General features: G+C 73.8%; 16 protein-coding genes and 2 pseudogenes. 9 read left to right on the forward strand and 9 right to left on the reverse strand.

The genetic code is table 11. The features are described from left to right. Positions 1-85 precede the first annotated feature (85 nt). Both QNO09_RS02830 and QNO09_RS02835 read right to left on the reverse strand, forming a co-directional pair. Complete coding sequence (locus QNO09_RS02830) at positions 86-322, reverse strand: hypothetical protein (RefSeq protein ID WP_248502216.1); 237 nt, start codon at positions 320-322, stop codon at positions 86-88. Positions 323-388: 66 nt separating this feature from the next. Continuing rightward, the gene (locus tag QNO09_RS02835) at positions 389-1,198 is read right to left on the reverse strand and encodes an SDR family oxidoreductase (RefSeq protein ID WP_283968415.1); all 810 of its coding nucleotides are present in this window, start codon (positions 1,196-1,198) and stop codon (positions 389-391) included. Between the two features lie 124 nt (positions 1,199-1,322). On the opposite strand from QNO09_RS02835, the gene QNO09_RS02840 reads away from it, so the two are divergent. From QNO09_RS02840 to QNO09_RS02855, 4 genes are all read left to right on the forward strand, one after another. Continuing rightward, entirely contained in the window at positions 1,323-2,363 is a 1,041-nt protein-coding gene (locus QNO09_RS02840; RefSeq protein ID WP_283968416.1) for a PHP domain-containing protein, read from the forward strand. Between the two features lie 38 nt (positions 2,364-2,401). Next, the gene (locus QNO09_RS02845; protein WP_283968417.1) at positions 2,402-3,067 is read left to right on the forward strand and encodes an HAD family hydrolase; all 666 of its coding nucleotides are present in this window, start codon (positions 2,402-2,404) and stop codon (positions 3,065-3,067) included. A 205-nt stretch (positions 3,068-3,272) separates the two neighbouring features. Then, complete coding sequence (locus QNO09_RS02850) at positions 3,273-4,415, forward strand: FUSC family protein (protein WP_283968825.1); 1,143 nt, start codon at positions 3,273-3,275, stop codon at positions 4,413-4,415. 208 nt (positions 4,416-4,623) lie between these two features. Continuing rightward, the gene (locus tag QNO09_RS02855) at positions 4,624-5,652 is read left to right on the forward strand and encodes an SDR family oxidoreductase (protein WP_283968418.1); all 1,029 of its coding nucleotides are present in this window, start codon (positions 4,624-4,626) and stop codon (positions 5,650-5,652) included. A gap of 103 nt (positions 5,653-5,755) precedes the next feature. Here the strand turns inward: QNO09_RS02855 and QNO09_RS02860 are convergent, their stop codons facing one another. From QNO09_RS02860 to QNO09_RS02875, 4 genes are all read right to left on the reverse strand, one after another. Then, positions 5,756-6,031: a hypothetical protein gene (locus tag QNO09_RS02860; RefSeq protein WP_283968419.1), complete on the reverse strand. Its 276-nt coding sequence runs from the start codon at positions 6,029-6,031 to the stop codon at positions 5,756-5,758. 61 nt (positions 6,032-6,092) lie between these two features. Beyond that, entirely contained in the window at positions 6,093-7,382 is a 1,290-nt protein-coding gene (locus QNO09_RS02865; RefSeq protein ID WP_283968420.1) for an ROK family transcriptional regulator, read from the reverse strand. A gap of 109 nt (positions 7,383-7,491) precedes the next feature. After that, entirely contained in the window at positions 7,492-8,463 is a 972-nt protein-coding gene (locus QNO09_RS02870; protein ID WP_283968421.1) for a phosphotransferase family protein, read from the reverse strand. A 30-nt stretch (positions 8,464-8,493) separates the two neighbouring features. Further along, positions 8,494-8,634: a hypothetical protein gene (locus QNO09_RS02875; protein WP_283968422.1), complete on the reverse strand. Its 141-nt coding sequence runs from the start codon at positions 8,632-8,634 to the stop codon at positions 8,494-8,496. 114 nt (positions 8,635-8,748) lie between these two features. Here QNO09_RS02875 and QNO09_RS02880 point away from each other — a divergent pair, with 114 nt between their 5' ends. The 4 genes from QNO09_RS02880 (at position 8,749) to QNO09_RS02895 (ending at position 13,135) form a co-directional block, all read left to right on the forward strand. Continuing rightward, positions 8,749-9,243 (forward strand): FBP domain-containing protein, encoded by a 495-nt coding sequence (locus QNO09_RS02880; protein WP_283968423.1) that lies wholly within the window; start codon positions 8,749-8,751, stop codon positions 9,241-9,243. Positions 9,244-9,373: 130 nt separating this feature from the next. After that, positions 9,374-10,627 (forward strand): FUSC family protein, encoded by a 1,254-nt coding sequence (locus QNO09_RS02885; RefSeq protein WP_283968424.1) that lies wholly within the window; start codon positions 9,374-9,376, stop codon positions 10,625-10,627. A gap of 98 nt (positions 10,628-10,725) precedes the next feature. Continuing rightward, positions 10,726-11,832: a hypothetical protein gene (locus tag QNO09_RS02890; RefSeq protein WP_283968425.1), complete on the forward strand. Its 1,107-nt coding sequence runs from the start codon at positions 10,726-10,728 to the stop codon at positions 11,830-11,832. A gap of 109 nt (positions 11,833-11,941) precedes the next feature. After that, the gene (locus QNO09_RS02895; protein WP_283968826.1) at positions 11,942-13,135 is read left to right on the forward strand and encodes a lactonase family protein; all 1,194 of its coding nucleotides are present in this window, start codon (positions 11,942-11,944) and stop codon (positions 13,133-13,135) included. Here the strand turns inward: QNO09_RS02895 and QNO09_RS02900 are convergent. Both QNO09_RS02900 and QNO09_RS02905 read right to left on the reverse strand, forming a co-directional pair. Next, complete coding sequence (locus QNO09_RS02900) at positions 13,103-13,831, reverse strand: DUF2470 domain-containing protein (protein ID WP_283968426.1); 729 nt, start codon at positions 13,829-13,831, stop codon at positions 13,103-13,105. The two genes, QNO09_RS02895 and QNO09_RS02900, sit on opposite strands and share 33 nt — an antisense overlap. Before the next feature lie 85 nt (positions 13,832-13,916). After that, positions 13,917-14,288 (reverse strand): annotated as a pseudogene (locus QNO09_RS02905) (TetR/AcrR family transcriptional regulator); the annotation flags it as partial. On the opposite strand from QNO09_RS02905, the pseudogene QNO09_RS02910 reads away from it, so the two are divergent. Then, a pseudogene (locus tag QNO09_RS02910) lies at positions 14,289-14,927 on the forward strand (cytochrome P450); the annotation flags it as partial. Here QNO09_RS02910 and QNO09_RS02915 read toward each other — a convergent pair. Further along, a complete protein-coding gene (locus QNO09_RS02915; RefSeq protein WP_283968427.1) occupies positions 14,889-15,731 on the reverse strand; it encodes a pentapeptide repeat-containing protein in 843 nt (280 codons plus the stop codon). The pseudogene QNO09_RS02910 and the gene QNO09_RS02915 sit on opposite strands and share 39 nt — an antisense overlap. Positions 15,732-15,742 lie beyond the last annotated feature (11 nt).

Genomic DNA, 15,742 nt, shown 5'->3' on the forward strand with positions numbered 1-15,742 from the left:
CGAGCGAAGCCGAGAACGGGGGAGCGTGCCGGGCGTCGCGACGCCGCGGAGATCCATCAGAAGCGGCCTGGTGCCGCAGCAGGCACTAGTGCACCGTCCAGGTGAACTTGTCTCCGCCCACCCAGCGGACCACGTCCGGATCGTCCATGTCGTGCACGGTGATGCCGAACGCGGCCGCGGCGGCCAGCACGTCGGTGACGGCCCGAGCCTCCCCGACCACCTGGCCGTCGATCTGCACGATCCGGAACGGCGGTGTGCCCGGCTGCACCCCGAGCACCATGATCCGCGGGTGGGACATGTACGGGCTCGCGCTTTCGGTCATGCATCGAGCGTAGAACGCAACCGGCGCCGACGCGGGCTCAGGGCGCCCGCCGACCGGCAGGCCCGCTCAGGGACGGCGCCAGTCGTGACCGGCCAGGTGGGACCCGGCCTGCGGGCCCATCCGGAGCATGCCGCCGTCGACGCTCCAGGAGGCGCCCGTGACGTACGAGGCGTCCGGGCCGGCGAGGAACGCGATGACGGCGGCGACCTCGCGCGCGTCACCGGGCCGGCCGAGCGGGATGCCCGGGCGGCTATCGGTGTGCGGATCGGTGTCCTCCTGGCCGGTCATGGGCGTGGAGATCTCGCCGGGCGCGACGGCGTTGACGGTGATGCGGTGCTCGGCCAATTCGAGGGCCATGACCTGGGTGAGCAGCCCGAGACCGCCTTTGGCGGCGCAGTAGGGGGCGGCGCCCACCCGCGGCTGGTGCTCGTGGACGGACGTGACGTTGACGATCCGGCCCCCCTCGCCGTGCCCGATCATGTGCCGGGCCGCCTTCTGCCCGCAGAGGAACGGTCCGACGAGGTCGACGTCCAGGACCTCGCGCACATCGGACAGCTCCAGGTCGAGGAAGGGCGTCATGGTGCCGGTTCCGGCGTTGTTGACCAGCACGTCGATCCGGCCGAGCCGCTCGCACAACTCGTCGACGGTGTCGGCCGCTTCGGGCAGCCGGGTGAGATCCATCCGGGCGACCTCGGCCCGTTGCCCGTGCGAGCGCACCTCGTCGGCCGTCTCCTCCGCGCCCTCGCGGTCGCTGTGGTAGGTGATCCCGATGTCCATGCCCGCCTGCGCCAGGCGTACGGCGGTGGCCCGGCCGATGCCGGAATCGGCGCCGGTGATCACGGCGACCTTGCTGGGCGACGCGCTGGGAGCGGACATGACGAGCCTCCTCGTCGACGGGGGCGGGACGAGGCATCGCAGTACCCGGGGGGATCCGGGGCAAACCGCGCACCCCGTCGTGCGGCCCGCCGGGCGCTGGGGAACCCTTGAGGTGGAGGTGGCGATGGACCCCGTCGAGGCACTGGACCGGATCGCCTTCCTGCTGGAGCGGTCCCTGGCACCGACCTACCGCGTGCGCGCCTTCCGTACGGCGGCCCGCGTACTGAAGGACCTCGGCGCGGACGAGGTGCGCCGGCGAGCCGGGGACGGCTCGCTGGAGCGGCTCAAAGGGGTCGGTCCGAAGACCGCGCAGGTGGTGCGGGAGGCGCTGGCCGGCCAGGTGCCCGGCTACCTGTCGACACTGGAGGGCGAGGCGCGGGAACGGCCCGCCGTGCGGGGTGGGGAGACGCTGCGGGCGCTGCTGCGGGGGGACTGCCATCTGCACTCCGACTGGTCGGACGGCGGCAGCCCCATCGAGGAGATGGGGCGGGCCGCCGCGGAGCTGGGCCACGAGTGGGCGGTGCTGACCGACCACTCGCCCCGGCTGACGGTGGCGCGCGGCCTGTCGCCCGAACGCCTGCGGGAGCAGCTGGACGTGGTGGCGGAACTGAACGAGACCTGGGCGCCGTTCCGGCTGCTGACCGGCATCGAGTGCGACATCCTCGAGGACGGCTCGCTCGACCAGGAGCCGGAGCTGCTGGATCGGCTCGACGTGGTGGTGGTGTCGGTGCACTCCAAGCTGCGCATGGACGCCCGGTCGATGACCCGGCGGATGGTGGCCGCCGTACGCGATCCGCACTCGGACGTGCTCGGGCACTGCACGGGGCGGCTGGTGACCGGCCGGGGGCGGCCGGAGTCGGAGTTCGACGCGGAGGAGGTGTTCGCGGCGCTCGCGGAGACGGGCACCGCCCTGGAGATCAACAGCAGGCCGGAGCGGCTCGACCCGCCCCGGCGGCTGCTGCGCCGGGCGGTGGACGCCGGTGTGCTGTTCTCCGTCGACACCGACGCGCACGCGCCGGGGCAGCTGGACTGGCAGATCAACGGGTGCGCGCGGGCGGAGGAGTGCGGGGTGCCGCCCGAGCGGGTGGTGACCACGTGGTCCCTCGACGAGCTTCTGGCCTGGACGCGAGAGCGGCGTGTGCCGTCGGGCGTGGCGGGCGCCTGACGTGGTACCCGCACGGCCGAGAGGAAAGGACAGCACTTATGGGAAGCGCGGGACGGGCGGCCGTGTTCGATGTCGACGGCACCCTGGTCGACACCAATCATCTGCATGTCGTCAGCTGGTGGGAGGCCTTCCGGCAGGCGGGCCACCGGGTGCCGATGCACGCCGTTCACCGGGCCGTGGGCCTGCCGTCGACCGACCTGATCGCCCATCTGCTGGGTGACGACCGGGACACGGACCAGGACGCCGACCTCAGCGCCGGGCACAAGGCGCTGTACGGGCAGTACTTCAACCGGCTGCCCGCGCTGCCGGAGGCCGGACGGCTGCTGCGGCGGCTGCACCGGGACGGCTGGACGGTGGTGCTGGCCACCTCGGCGGGCGGCGCGGAGCTGAGCGCGCTGCGCCGGGCGATCGACGCGGACGAGGCCATCGCCGCCACGGCCAGCGCCGACGACGTCGACGAGGGCAAGCCCGCCCCCGAGCCGGTCGAGCACGCCCTGGAGCTGGCCGGGGTCCCGGCGGAGCGGGCGGTGTTCGTCGGCGACACCGTGTGGGACATGCGGGCGGGCAGCAGGGCGGGGGTGCGCTGTGTGGGCGTCCTGTGCGGCGGTGTCCCGCGCGCCGATCTGGAGGAGGCCGGCGCGGACGTGGTCTACGCCGACCCCGCGCACCTGCTGTCGGCCCTCGGCGACAGCCCGCTGTCATGACGCGACGTGAAACCCCCGGTCACACGGATACCCGCAGCGCATGACGCGTGTGACGAGTGCGGTACGGCGGACGGCGGGAGCCTTCCGCGGGCGGAAGGACAAGGACGAAGACCAGGGGGCGACCCCGGGTGCGCGGCCTCGGGGAGCGCCGACGGCCCGGGGGCGGATGCGCGGCCTGGAGCAGGGAGCGCGCTCCGTCCGGCCGATGGACGCGGTGCGGCGCGACACGCTGGGTGCCTGCAACGCTCTGCGAGCGGCGTGGCGCGGGCCCGGCCGGGAGCGGGATCTGGTCGTTCAGTCGCTGAAGGCGGCCGGGGCGGCGGTGCTGGCCTGGCTGGTGGGCGGCGTCTGGATGGGCGACCCGCTGGCGCTGATGGCGCCCTGGGTGGCGCTGGTGCTGGTGCAGGCCACCGTCTTCAGCTCGTTGGTGCAGGGTGCGCGCCAGTTCGGGGCGATCTGTGTCGGCGCCCTGGTCGGCTCGGGGGCGCAGGCCATCACCGACAACACGACGGGCGCGCTCGCCCTGTCGGTACCGGTGCTGATGCTGCTTGCGAACTGGCCCCGCTTCGGCGACCAGGGCATCTATGCGGCGACCACGGCCCTGTTCGTCATCTCCTCGGGCATGGTGAGTCTGCCCGCCGTCGGGCACCGGGTGGGTCAGGCCGCGATCGGCGCGGTCATCGGCGTCGCCGTCAACGCGCTCGTTCTGCCTCCGATCCATCTGCGGGACGTGCGGGAGAACCTGGCGGCGCTGGCCCGGGAGGCCGGGGACGTCCTGCACACGGTCGCCGCCGATCTGCGCGAGGGCGAGTGGGACGCGCAGACCGCCTACGGCTGGGTCAAGGCCTCGGCCCGGCTGGACCACCGGCTGAAGACGCTGCGCTCGGCACGCCGGTGGAGCCAGGAGAGCCTGCGCCTGACCTACGCGCCGCTGCGCGCCCTGCACCGCGTACCGCACGCGGGTGTTCTGCCCGCCGAGGAGGAGGACGAGCGGCTCGGCCGGGTGACCGGGCACGTCACCACGCTCACCCGGGCCCTCGCGGTGTCCGTGGACGACAACCGGACGCCCGCCCCGCCCGAGGGGCCGGCCCTGCGAACGTACGCCCGGCTGCTGGAGCTGATCGGGGACGCGCTGCGTGCTCAGGCCGACGGCCTGTGCGACGGGGCCGTGACCGCCCGGCCGGACGACGGGGCCGAGGAGGCGATGCGGGAGCTGCACGAGGAACTGCAGGACAGGCTGCGCCGTGACGCCGGGGAGGGAGCCGCCCCCACCGCCGTGCTGGGCACGCTGCTCCTCCAGGCGGAGAACCTCTGGGTCGAGACCGTCCCGGACGACCGGGCACGGTGACGCACCTCACCGGGCTGGTGCGGTGACCCCGGAACATCCAGAGGTGGTTGCCCGTTGAACAAGGTGTGGGTCCGGACAGGACCCGCCCTTCAGCCGCCCCGGCCGTGATTCCCCCGTCCGGCCGGGGCTTCTCCGTACCCATGTGCAATCCGCTCCGCCCGGGTACTCGGCACCTGTCGTGGCACCACGCGGCCGAGAGGAGCGCAAGGTGAGCAACGGAACAGGCATGAGGGTCGTGGTCACGGGCGCCACCGGCAACGTGGGCACCAGCGTGGTGCGCCTGCTCTCGGAGGACCCGGGCGTCGCGTCGGTGCTGGGCCTGGCCCGGCGTATCCCCGACTGGTCGCCCCCGAAGACGGACTGGGCCGCCGTCGATCTGTCCTCCGAGCGGCCCGATCTGGCGGAGCGGTTCACGGACGCCGACGCGGTGGTCCATCTGGCCTGGGCGTTCCAGCCGACGCACGACCCGGCGGCGACCTGGCGCACCAACGTGCTGGGCAGCATGCGGGTCTTCGAGGCGGTGGCGGCGTCCGGAGTGCCGACGCTGGTGCACGCCTCGTCGGTCGGCGCGTACTCGCCCGGCCCGAAGGACGAGACGGTGGACGAGTCCTGGCCGACGCACGGCTGGCCGGACGCCGCGTACTGCCGGGAGAAGGCGTATCTGGAGCGGGCGCTGGACACGTTCGAACGCGACCGTCCGGGGACGCGGGTGGTGCGGATGCGGCCCGCCTTCCTCTTCCAGCGGGAGTCGGCGAGCGAGCAGCGCCGCATCTTCGGCGGCCGCTTCCTGCCCGGCCCGCTGGCCCGCCCGGAGCTGCTGCCCTTCCTGCCCGACATCCCGGGGCTGAGGGTGCAGGCGCTGCACACGGACGACGCGGCGAACGCGTACCGGCTGGCCCTGCACTCCGATGTCCGGGGCGCCTTCAACCTGGCGGCCGACCCGCCGATCGACGCGCGGCTGCTGAGCGAGATGTTCGACGCCCGCCCGGTACGGCTGCCGCGCACGGCGGCCCGGTCCGCGATCGCCGCCGCCTGGGGCCTGCATCTGCTGCCCGCCTCCCCGCACCTGTTCGACGCGGTGCTGCGGCTGCCGCTGATGGACTCGACGCGCGCCCACAGGGAGCTCGGCTGGCGACCGGAGCACAGGGCGCCGGAGGTGCTGGAGGAGTTCCTGCTCGGCCTGCGGCAGGGTGCCGGGGCGCGCACGGAACCACTGCGGGGTCGCAAGGTGGGCTGATCCGGGGACCCGTGCGCGTCCTCGGGCAGCCTCGGGCGTGGGACATGCGCGAGGGCCGCAGCCGACCCCCACAGTCGGCTGCGGCCCTCGCTGGGATGCCCTCCTAGGCGGAGGGCTCGTCCGGCACCGGGTGCTCGGAGGGAACCGTTCCCGAGCGCGGTGCTCCTTGCCGGCCCGTCCCCGCCTCGTCCGTGTCGGGGACGTCACCGGCGGGCTCGTCGGTCTCGTCGTCGCTCTCGCCCCGGTCGTCCTTGCCGGTGCCCGTGAAGCGCGGGGCGACGTCCCACGGGTCCTCGCCGTCGTCGGCCTGCTGGTCCGGCATGTCCCGTGGAATGGGCTCACCGTTCTCGCCGGGTCCTTCGAGGCGGTGGTCGGTCACGGCGTGCTCCCTTCTGTGGTCCGGGCGCCACGCGAGTACCTCCGCGGTGATCGGCGAAACCTCAGCGCGGTGTCCGTTCCTCGAGGGCGGTGCGCCAGGCGGGGAGGGGATACTCCGGCGCCGGATCGGGGCGCCGTCCGCCGCGTGCGAAGAAGTCGGCCAGCGGCAGGATCGCGGCGCCGACGGCGACCGCGTCGGGCCCGAGCCTGCCGAGGTCGACGGTCACCTTCCCGGCCGGGTGGCGCAGCGCGTACGACATGGCGTGGCGGCGTACGGCGGGCAGGAAGCGGGAGCCGAGCGCCAGGCCCGCCCAGCCGCCGATGAGGATGCGCTCGGGCTGGAAGAGGTTGATCAGGTCGGACAGGCCCGCGCCCAGGTACTCGGCGGTCTCCTCCAGGACGGCCAGCGCGACCGGGTCGGCCGTGCCGCCCTCGGGCGGGTGGGCCGCGGCGAGCATCGTGGTGAGGGCGGTTTCCTCGTCGGTGCCGTCGGGGACCCGGCCGCCCTCCTCGCGCCAGCGGGCGAGCAGCGACTCGGCGCCCGCGTACGCCTCCAGGCAGCCCAGGGCCCCGCACCGGCAGCGGCGGCCCCGGACCCGTACGGTCAGATGCCCCCATTCGACGGCGCGGCCCTGCTCCACGTCGGGCGTGACCAGGCTCGCGCCGACGCCGGAGCCGAAGAGCACCACGACGGCGTTGCGGGCGCCCCGGCCGGCGCCGAACCACATCTCGGCCTGACCCAGCGTCTTGGCTCCGTTGTCGATGAAGTACGGGACGGTGTCCGGCAGCGGGGATCCGGTGCGGAGCAGGGCCTCCAGCGGGACGGCGTCCCAGCCGATGGTCTGCCCGTGCACGAGCGCGCCGCGGTCGGCGGTGCGCTCGACGATGCCGGGGACGCCGATGCCGACGCCGAGGAGCCGCTCGGGCGCCAGGCCGGCGGTGTCCAGGACCTCGGCGATGCCCTGGAGGATGTGGTCGACGATGACCTCGACGTCGTACCGCTGCGGCGTGAGCGGGTGCTCGGCCCGGGCGAGTTCGGTGAGGGTGAGGTCGAACAGTTCGACACGGACCCTGGTCTCGCCGACGTCGACGCCGATCATGTGGCCGCTGCCGGGCGCCACGCGCAGCAGGGTGCGGGGCCGGCCGCCGTCGGAGTCGACGCTGCCCGCCTCCTCGACCAGCCCGTCGGCGACCAGGTCGGCGACGACGTTGCTGACGGAACCCGAGCTCAGCCCGGTGGCCGGGCCGAGTTCGAAGCGGCTGAGCGGGCCGTCGAAGTAGAGCCGTTGCAGCACGGCCGTGCGGTTGGCCCGCCTGAGATCGCGTACCGTGCGCCCGTTCCGCGCCGCCATGTGGCTCCCCTCGCATCCCCTGTCCGACCTGCAACATACCGTCGGGGCCGGGGTCGGCGCGCTATTCCTCCACCCCTTATTTCATGGTGTGAGCTAACGAGAGGTGCACTCAGTGGGGCCTGCGGGCCTCCTCGATCTCGTCCAGAGCCGCCACGAGTTCCGGGGCGACCCGCTGCCACACCCAGCGCTCCTGCTGCTCATCGGCCTCGCGGGGGACCGTCTCGGTGAGCATGATCAGGTACAGATAGGTGCGGTACAGGGCGAGTCGCAGGCGGGCCGGGGCGTCGAAGCATGCCCGGCCGTCCGCCTCCCGGTAACCGGCCAGGAACGCCTCGTCGTTCCTGATGTCCTCGAGCAACGCCAGGGAGACGAAGTCGGCCAGAGGGTCGCCCCAGAACATCCGCTCGCCGTCGATGAGGCCACCGATGCGGGCCTGTCCCTCGGGGCGCTCGACGAGGATGTTGCCCGGCCACAGGTCGAAGTGGACGAGACACGGTTCGGTGACCTCGTCGAGCACTCCGTAGGCGGACGCGGCGGCACGGGCCACCGCGTCGACCGGGCGGGGCAGTCGGGCCCCGTAGCGCCGGGCGTCGTCGAGGACGGCGTCGAACATCACCGTGAAGGCGGTGCGCCAGTCGGGGGCGAGCGGCCCGAGGGCGCCGGAGGGGTAGCCGAAGCCCGGGCCCGTCACGCGGTGCAAGCGGGCCACCTGCCGCCCCAGTTCCGTGCGCAGGGCGGTCTGCTCCGCACCGGTGAGCGTCCCGTCCCACGGATCACCCGGGACAGCCGTCATCAGCAGGAAGTCCTCCCCGGCGGACACCTCCCGCGGGGTGGGGACTCCGACCCGGGTGGCCGAGCGGTAGAACTCGGACTCGGAGACCAGCAGCCGCTTCTCGTGCCGCAGGCCGGGGACGGCCGCGGTGGGCGGGATCTTCAGCACGTAGCGGCTGCCGTCGGTGAGGCGGAGTTCCTCGACCGTGTTGTACGTGCCCCCGGCCAGCGGGGCCAGGTGGGCGAGGCGGCCGGGGTCCAGGCCCGCCGTCCGAAGGATGTGCCGGGCCCGTTCCCAGGAGTCCGCCACCGTGCGCCCACCTCTCCCCTGCCGTTGCGGTCAGCCGGTCGCGTACACGTCCTCGACGTGACGCCCGTCCGCGATCAGCCCGTCGAGCCACCGCTCGGGGGCGGCCTCGTCGGCGTCCGGCGCATGCCCGCGCAACAGGATACGGAACGCCTCCCGCATCCGGGGCGCCATGCGGGAGGCGTCCCGGAAATCCGGTGGCCCCGTTCCGGCGCGGCTGCCTACCCTGACCCGGCCCACGAACCGAGGACCCTCAGGTTTCGCGACGACCACCCCTGGAGCATCCCCGTGAAGCCACTCGGCGAACAGGACATCCGCACCTCCTTCGTCAACTGCTCCAAGGGCGAGGCCAAGCGCCTCGCCGTGCCCCGGGACCTCGACGACCGCCCGTGGGACGACCTCGACTTCCTCGGGTGGCGGGATCCGGGAGCACCGGATCGGAGCTATCTGGTCACCGAGCGGGAAGGGCGGCTCGTCGGGGTCGCGATGCGCTTCCAGACCGCGCGGCGCGGGTTCCTGCACCGCAGTATGTGTTCGCTCTGCCTGACGACGCACCCGCGCGGCGGGGTCGCGCTGATGACCGCGCGCAAGGCGGGGGCGGCCGGGCGCGAGGGCAACTCCGTCGGCGTGTACATGTGCACCGACCTCGCCTGTTCCCTGTACGTACGCGGGAAGAAGACACCGGACACCGGGGCCCGGTTCGAGGAGAGCCTCACCCTGGAGCAGCAGATCGAGCGGACCGCGGGCCATCTGGCCGCCTTCCTCGACAAGGTGTCCGCCTGAGACGAGGTGTCCGCCCGACCGTCCTAGGGTCGCCCCTGGTTTCGCCCGGCGTTAACGTCCTCCGTGAGCGTCCGTCATGGATGTGATCACGGATGCGTTCGTTACACCGGGGAAGGGGAACAGCCAGAGGATGCGAGAGGTACGTGAGTGGACGGCGCACGCCGGGCGGATCGTGCGGAAGCGTCGTGATCCCGTGGTCGTCCAGACGCTGCGGTCCGCGTTCGCGGCGACGGTCGCGTACGTCATCGCACTGCGGCTGAGCCCCGAGCCGGCACCTCTCACCGCTCCCCTGACGGCGCTGCTGGTCGTGCAGGTGACGCTGTACGCCACGATCACCAACGGCTTCCGGCGGGTGAACGCCGTGGTGACCGGCGTCCTCGTCGCGATCGCCTTCAGCCTGCTGGTGGGCCTGACCTGGTGGAGCCTGGCACTGCTCCTCGTGGCCTCACTGGCCGTGGGACGGCTGGTCCGGGTGGAGGAGTACGTACCCGAGGTCGCGATCAGCGCGATGCTCGTCCTCGGCGTCACCACCGTCGGGGACACCGCCTGGTCCCGGGTGGTGGAGACGCTGATCGGCGCCGTCGTCGGACTCGCCTGCAACCTGCTGCTGGCTCCGCCGGTGTGGGTGGAGGAGGCGGGTGAGTCGATCGAGGGCCTGGCGCGCCGGCTGCGGCAGTTGATGCTGCGCATGGGCGAGGAGACGGCCGGCGGCACGCCCGTGCACCGCGCGGAGAAGCAACTGCACGAGGCGCGCCGCCTGGATCACGACATCGTCGAGGTGGACGCGGCCCTCACGCAGGCCGAGGACAGTCTGCGGCTCAACCCGCGTGTGCAGGACAGCGTGCTGCACCGGGTCGTGATGCGCACCGGCCTGGACACGCTGGAGATCTGCACGGTCGTCCTGCGCGTGCTCGCCCGCTCCCTCACCGACCTGGCGAAGGAGCGCGAACCCGAGCCGCTGTTCGAGGCCGAGACGGGCGCCGCCCTGCAACAGCTGCTGTCGGAGATCGGCGACGCGGTCGTGAGCTTCGCGGTGCTGGTCACCACCCACCTCAGTGCGAGCGCCGAGTCGGCGGAGGAACGTCTCGCCGCGGAACTGCGCACGGCGGCGGGCACCCGCGACAAACTGGCCCTGCTGCTGCGCGAGGAGGCCGAGCGCGACCCGCGGCACTGGCAGCTTCCGGGGGCCGTCCTGACGGAGGTCAACCGCATCCTCGACGAGCTCGACACCGAGCACCGCACGCGGCGCCTGTTCGAGGAATTGGACCGTGTGTCGGGGGAACAGCGCGCGCGGATGCCACGACTGACGCGACTGCGGGAGCGGCTGGGCGTCACGGAACAGATGTGGCGGAACCGCGCGGGGTTCGGCGGGCGTTATCCCTGAAGGGGTCCTTTCACTGTGAACGGCCGGGACGGGCCTGGTGAATGACCCCTCAGCGGAGCGCCGGCAGGGGGCCGGCACCTGATGCGAGGAGCGGGCCGATGGCCGACACGACCGTGCGGATCGACGGGAACACACTGCGGCTGCCGGGCGGGGTGGCGGTCCGGTTCATCCGCACCCTGCGTCTGCCGGAGACCGGCACCCATCCGCTGCCGCCGGGTCTGGGCGACTTCCCGGTGCGGCGGGTCGCGGACTACGCGGACAGGGTGCCCGAGGCGTGGCGGGCACGCGGCGGTGTGATGCTCCCGGTGTATCTGCGCGAGGCGATGTGGCTGAGCTTCGCGGGCACCTCGGAACCGGCCGCACTCCAGGTCGGCGTCGGCAAGGTGTGCGCGGTCTCGGGCCGCCCCTGGAGCGACCGCCTGGCGCGCGGCCCGCAGAACTACGTGGTGCTCCCCCGCCAGCCCTGGCTGGACGGCATCAACTCCGGCACGGGCACGGTCCGGCAGTTCGTGGCCGTCCCGCTCGGTCTGGGTGCCACCGTGGAGGGGCAGGTCACGGGCGAGGAGGTGTGGGGCGGCGTCCAGTTGCAGTCCTTCGCGCTGAACGACCGGGAGCGGGCGCGGTGGCGGGAGGAGGAGCGGCAGCGGGCGGAGCGGCAGCGGCTGACGCCGCCGCACAGCGGCTACGGCGCCGCGATGCCCATGGCGGCGCCGCCCTCGTCCGGCGGCTTCGGCGCCCCGATGCCCATGGCGGCCCCGCCCGCGCCCGGAGCGGTCCCGGCGCCCGCCCCCGGTGCCGCCCCGGCGGGTCCGCCGCGCGCGGCCGCGGCGATGGGTCTCGGCGTCGGCGGCTCCATGCGTCAGGAGGTCTACCAGGACGACCGGCCGCTCTCGCACTGGTCGGAGCGGCCGGGCGGGCGGGTGTTCGTGCACCTGGTGACGCCGCCGGAGTGGCGTCGGATCACCGGCGAGGCCGCGCCGCCGTCGCCGGTTGACCGGGCCGCGTACACCCGCGCGGGCCTGCCCTGGTTCGACTATGACGACGAGGACGCGCAGGACCTCGCCCCGACGGACACACTCGGATCCGTGAAGCCGGTCGGCGACTGGCTCGGTGACGACCACGAGCCCTGGCAGCCGCCCGCGCCGGACCAGACGCAGCAACTGGGGGACGCCCCGGGCAACCCCGTGGCGGACGGGAACTGGTAACCGGCCCCGTTGCGCCTCGCGCACCACCCGCTGCCGTTGTTGCACCCGAAGGCCGGGAAACGTCAAGGTGGCTGTCACGACGGGGACGCGTGACGATCTGAGGGGCGATATGGACAGTGGTGGCTGGAGCAGGCGACGGTTCGTCGGCGCACTGGCGGGCGGGGCGGCCGCGGCGGCGCTGCCGTCCTGCGACGACGCACCCGCGCCCACGACGACTGCGGCCCCGGTGCCCGAGCCGAGTGCCGGCCCGTCCCGCGGGGCCCGGCGCCCCTCCGGGCCCCGCCCGCTCCACCTCGGCACCTACACCTCCGTCGAGGGCGGCGGCAAGGGCATCGGCCTGGCCGCCTACGATCCGGCGACGGGCCGGATCACCGCCGTCGGCACCATCACCGGCGTCGGTGACCCGTCGTACCTCGCGATCCACCCGGACCGCCGCACGCTGTACGCGGTGGACGAGCGGGACGACGGTGCCGTGAGCGCCGTCCGGCTGTCCGACCGGAAGGTCCTGGGCAGCCGGAGCACCGGTGGCGCGGCGCCCTGCCATCTGTCGGTGCACCCGGGCGGGCGCTGGCTGCTCAGCGCGAACTACGGCTCGGGCAGTGTGGCCGTGCACCCCATCGACGCCTCGGGCACGCTCGGCGAGCGCACCGCCCTCGTCCGGCACTCCGCCCCGGCCCCCGGCCCCGGTCAGGAGGGCCCGCACGCCCACCAGTTCGTCACGAGCCCGGACGGGCGCCATGTTCTCGCCGTCGATCTGGGCACCGACACCGTCTACACGTACCGGCTGGACGACAAGGCCGGCACGCTCACCGAGGTCGCGCGGGCGCGGACCCGGCCGGGCGCCGGACCGCGCCACCTCACGTTCCACCCGGGCGGCCGGTACGCCTATCTCGCCAACGAGGTCGACAACACGGTGGCGGTCTGCTCGTACGACGGGGCCTCCGGCCGGGTGAGCGTCGGCGAGGCGCAGTCCACGGGCACGGGCGAGGGGACGAACTACCCGGCGCAGCTGCTGGTGACCGCGAACGGCCGGTTCGCGTACCTCGCCAACCGCGGGCACAACAGCCTCACCCGCTACGCCGTCGAGGCGGACGGCGCCCGGCTCAGGCTCCTGGACACGGTGCCGGTGGGCGGGGACTTCCCGCGCCAGATCGCCTTCTCCCCGGAGGGCACGCTGCTGTTCGCGGCGAACCAGAAGTCCTCCACCGTCACCGTCTTCCACGTGGACGAGGCGAACGGCGAACTGCGGCGGGCGGGCGAATCGTTCCGCTCACCCGTCGCCGTCTGTGCGCTGCCGCTGTAGGGCCCGCGGGCAGGAGGCGGCGTTCGCCTGGGAGAGCAGGAGGTGCATGCGCTCGGTGAGCTGCGCGACGTCGTCGGCCTGCCCGTGGAACGCCAGGCGTACGTCACCGTGGGCGCGGGCGCGTTCGATGCGGAGCGTCAGTCCGTGCCGGTCGACGGCGAGCGGCTGGACGCGGACCGCGCCGTACAGGCTCTCGGAGTCGACGAGCCGGGTGAGGCGCTCGACGGCGTCGGCGTGGCAGTCGGCCAGGTGGGTCAGCAGCCGGGCCTCGGCCGTGGTGAGCGGGTCGGGAGCGGCGGCGGCGAAGTCGTCGAGGTCCACGACCACGGAGCCGGACGGCTGCCGCAGCACCACGCGCGTGGGCGTGAAGGCGAGCCTCTCCCCCTCGACGGCGAACCAGCCGGCGAGCCACAGCCGGGCCCGGATCCGGTCGCGTACGGGGACGGGCGCGACATCGGCGAACTCCAGCACCGCGGACGGCTCGCCGCGGGGCGCGCAGATCGCGGCCGCGAGCAGGGCGCTGTCCTCGGGCACCTCCACGAACACCCGGCCGTCCTTCTGCACCGTGTGCGCGCCGACCAGCTCCTCCCGTGTGCCCTCCGCGGTCACCGAGCAGGACCACGCGGCGGCGAGCACCGAGCGTGCCCGTTCGGCGGCGGCGGGAGCCGCCGTCCGGCTGTGGCTGTCGTCACCCATCCCAGACCTCCTTAGGTAAGCCTCACCTAACTTACCGAAGATCGGGGTGCTCGCCAACCACGTCACGGGCTCTCAGTGAGATCTTTCAGGGAGTGAGGACGCCCAGCAGGGCGCGTGCGCACAGCTCACGCACCTGTCGCCTGCTCAACTCCGTGTCGCGCAGCCACTCCAGGCAGACGGCCGTGGTGAACGCCGGCCAGCCGCGCACGGCCAGCCGGACCTCCGGCCGTTCCTCGAACGCCGGCCCGAATTCGGGGTCCGCGGCGAGCGCGGCGAGGATCTGCCGCTCCTGCTCGGCCAGGGCCCGCTGGTAGACCCGCCGCACCGACCGGTCCCCGGCCGCGTCGGCGCGATGAAGGGCGCGACAGCCGTGCGCGTGCGCCTCGACGTACTCCAGGAACGTCTCCGGACCCGCCGCGAGTTGCCCGCGGACCGGGACGCCGGACACCGCGGCCGTTTCCTCGTCGCCGGCCACGAGACGACGTCCGGCGCGCCCTCCCTCGCCCTGCACCACCTCGCCCGCCACCCGGAATCGCGGCCCGGGCCCGCGCCGAGGTGGACCGGGTGTGGGGGGACGCGGCGGAACCGGCCTACGGGCAGATGGCGAGGCTGCGCCACGTCCGCCGGGTCCTGGACGAGTCACCGCGGCTGTGGCCCACCGCGCCCGCGTTCTCCCGGGAGGCCCGGCAGGACACGGTGCTGGCCGGGGAGCATCCCATGCGGCGGGGGGCGTGGGCGCTGGTGCTGACGCCGATGCTGCACCGGGACCCCGAGGTGTGGGGCGCGGACGCCGGGCGGTTCGACCCCGACCGCTTCGACGCTCAGGCCGTACGGTCCCACCCCCCGCACACCTACAAGCCGTTCGGGCGGGCGCGCGAGTGTGCGTAGGGCGCCAGTTCGCGCCGCACGAGGCCACGCTGGGGCTCGGGCTGCTGCTGCGCCGCTACGAGCTGCGGCCCGACCGGCCCACCGACTGCGCGTGACGGAACGGCTGACGCTGATGCCGGAGGCCCTGCGGCTGCGCCCGGAGCGCCGCGCCCCGGTGCGGGAGCCGGCCTCAGACCTGCGCCGTCCAGTGCCGGGGGCGGGTGACTGAGCCGGGCAGCCGGGTCCCGGCACTGCCCCGGGCCGCGTTCAGCTGCGGCTGGGTGAGGAAGAACGCCCCGGTCAGGTCGGCGTCCGTCAGATCCGTGTCGCGCAGGTCGGCACCGATCAGGTCGGCGCCCCGCAGGTCGGCGCCGGTGAGGTCGGCGGCGATCAGACAGGCACCGCGCAGGCCGGCGCCGCGCAGGTCGGCGCCCTTGAGACGGGCGCCCATGAGGTCCGCGCCCCGGCGGTCCTTCCTGCGGCCCTTGATGCCGGCCCTGGCCAGCTCGCTCGTCCTCAGCAGCAGCACGTTGACGTCCTGGCGGTGGGCCGCCACATCCAGCCCGGCGAGCTCCTCCGGGGTGCCGGCGGCGAGCTCCTCGGTCTTCGCCAGCGCCTTGCGCAGTCCGGCGTGGACGGGCCGGGCCGCCGGGAGGGCGAGGGCCTCGGTCAGGTACCACAGCAGTTCGTGCAGGTGCCGGACGACCGGGAACACCTCGAACATGCGGCGGGCCTGCTCCGGTGGTCCGGAGCGCCAGTCCCGGCCGCCGAAGGCGATCTGCGAGACCCGCTGCCCGGCGCCGAAGCAGTCGTAGACCGTGCAGCCGGAGAATCCTTTCTGCCGCAGCTTCGCGTGGATGCCGCAGCGGTGGTCGTCCCGGAGGTTGCGGCAGGGCGTGCCGGCGGCCTTGTCGACCGCGAAGTCGGTCGAGGCCGCGAACGGCAGGGCGACGCAGCACAGCCCGAAGCACTGCTCGCAGTCCCCGCGCAACTCCGCCCACCCGGCCTGATGATCTCGCATGCCGTTCAGCATACGAAACGACC

This window comes from Streptomyces sp. 378 (genome assembly GCF_030124145.1).
Taxonomy (GTDB): Bacteria; Actinomycetota; Actinomycetes; order Streptomycetales; family Streptomycetaceae; genus Streptomyces.

Bases quoted from the DNA above. Each gene is read 5' to 3' on its own strand.
- QNO09_RS02900 (WP_283968426.1), bottom strand. From the start codon at position 13,831: ATGGGTGACGACAGCCACAGCCGGACGGCGGCTCCCGCCGCCGCCGAA.
- QNO09_RS02890 (WP_283968425.1), top strand. From the start codon at position 10,726: ATGGCCGACACGACCGTGCGGATCGACGGGAACACACTGCGGCTGCCG.
- QNO09_RS02865 (WP_283968420.1), bottom strand. From the start codon at position 7,382: ATGGCGGCGCGGAACGGGCGCACGGTACGCGATCTCAGGCGGGCCAAC.
- QNO09_RS02895 (WP_283968826.1), top strand. From the start codon at position 11,942: ATGGACAGTGGTGGCTGGAGCAGGCGACGGTTCGTCGGCGCACTGGCG.
- QNO09_RS02835 (WP_283968415.1), bottom strand. From the start codon at position 1,198: ATGTCCGCTCCCAGCGCGTCGCCCAGCAAGGTCGCCGTGATCACCGGC.
- QNO09_RS02830 (WP_248502216.1), bottom strand. From the start codon at position 322: ATGACCGAAAGCGCGAGCCCGTACATGTCCCACCCGCGGATCATGGTG.
- QNO09_RS02845 (WP_283968417.1), top strand. From the start codon at position 2,402: ATGGGAAGCGCGGGACGGGCGGCCGTGTTCGATGTCGACGGCACCCTG.
- QNO09_RS02885 (WP_283968424.1), top strand. From the start codon at position 9,374: ATGCGAGAGGTACGTGAGTGGACGGCGCACGCCGGGCGGATCGTGCGG.
- QNO09_RS02850 (WP_283968825.1), top strand. From the start codon at position 3,273: ATGGACGCGGTGCGGCGCGACACGCTGGGTGCCTGCAACGCTCTGCGA.
- QNO09_RS02840 (WP_283968416.1), top strand. From the start codon at position 1,323: ATGGACCCCGTCGAGGCACTGGACCGGATCGCCTTCCTGCTGGAGCGG.
- QNO09_RS02915 (WP_283968427.1), bottom strand. From the start codon at position 15,731: ATGCTGAACGGCATGCGAGATCATCAGGCCGGGTGGGCGGAGTTGCGC.
- QNO09_RS02875 (WP_283968422.1), bottom strand. From the start codon at position 8,634: ATGGCGCCCCGGATGCGGGAGGCGTTCCGTATCCTGTTGCGCGGGCAT.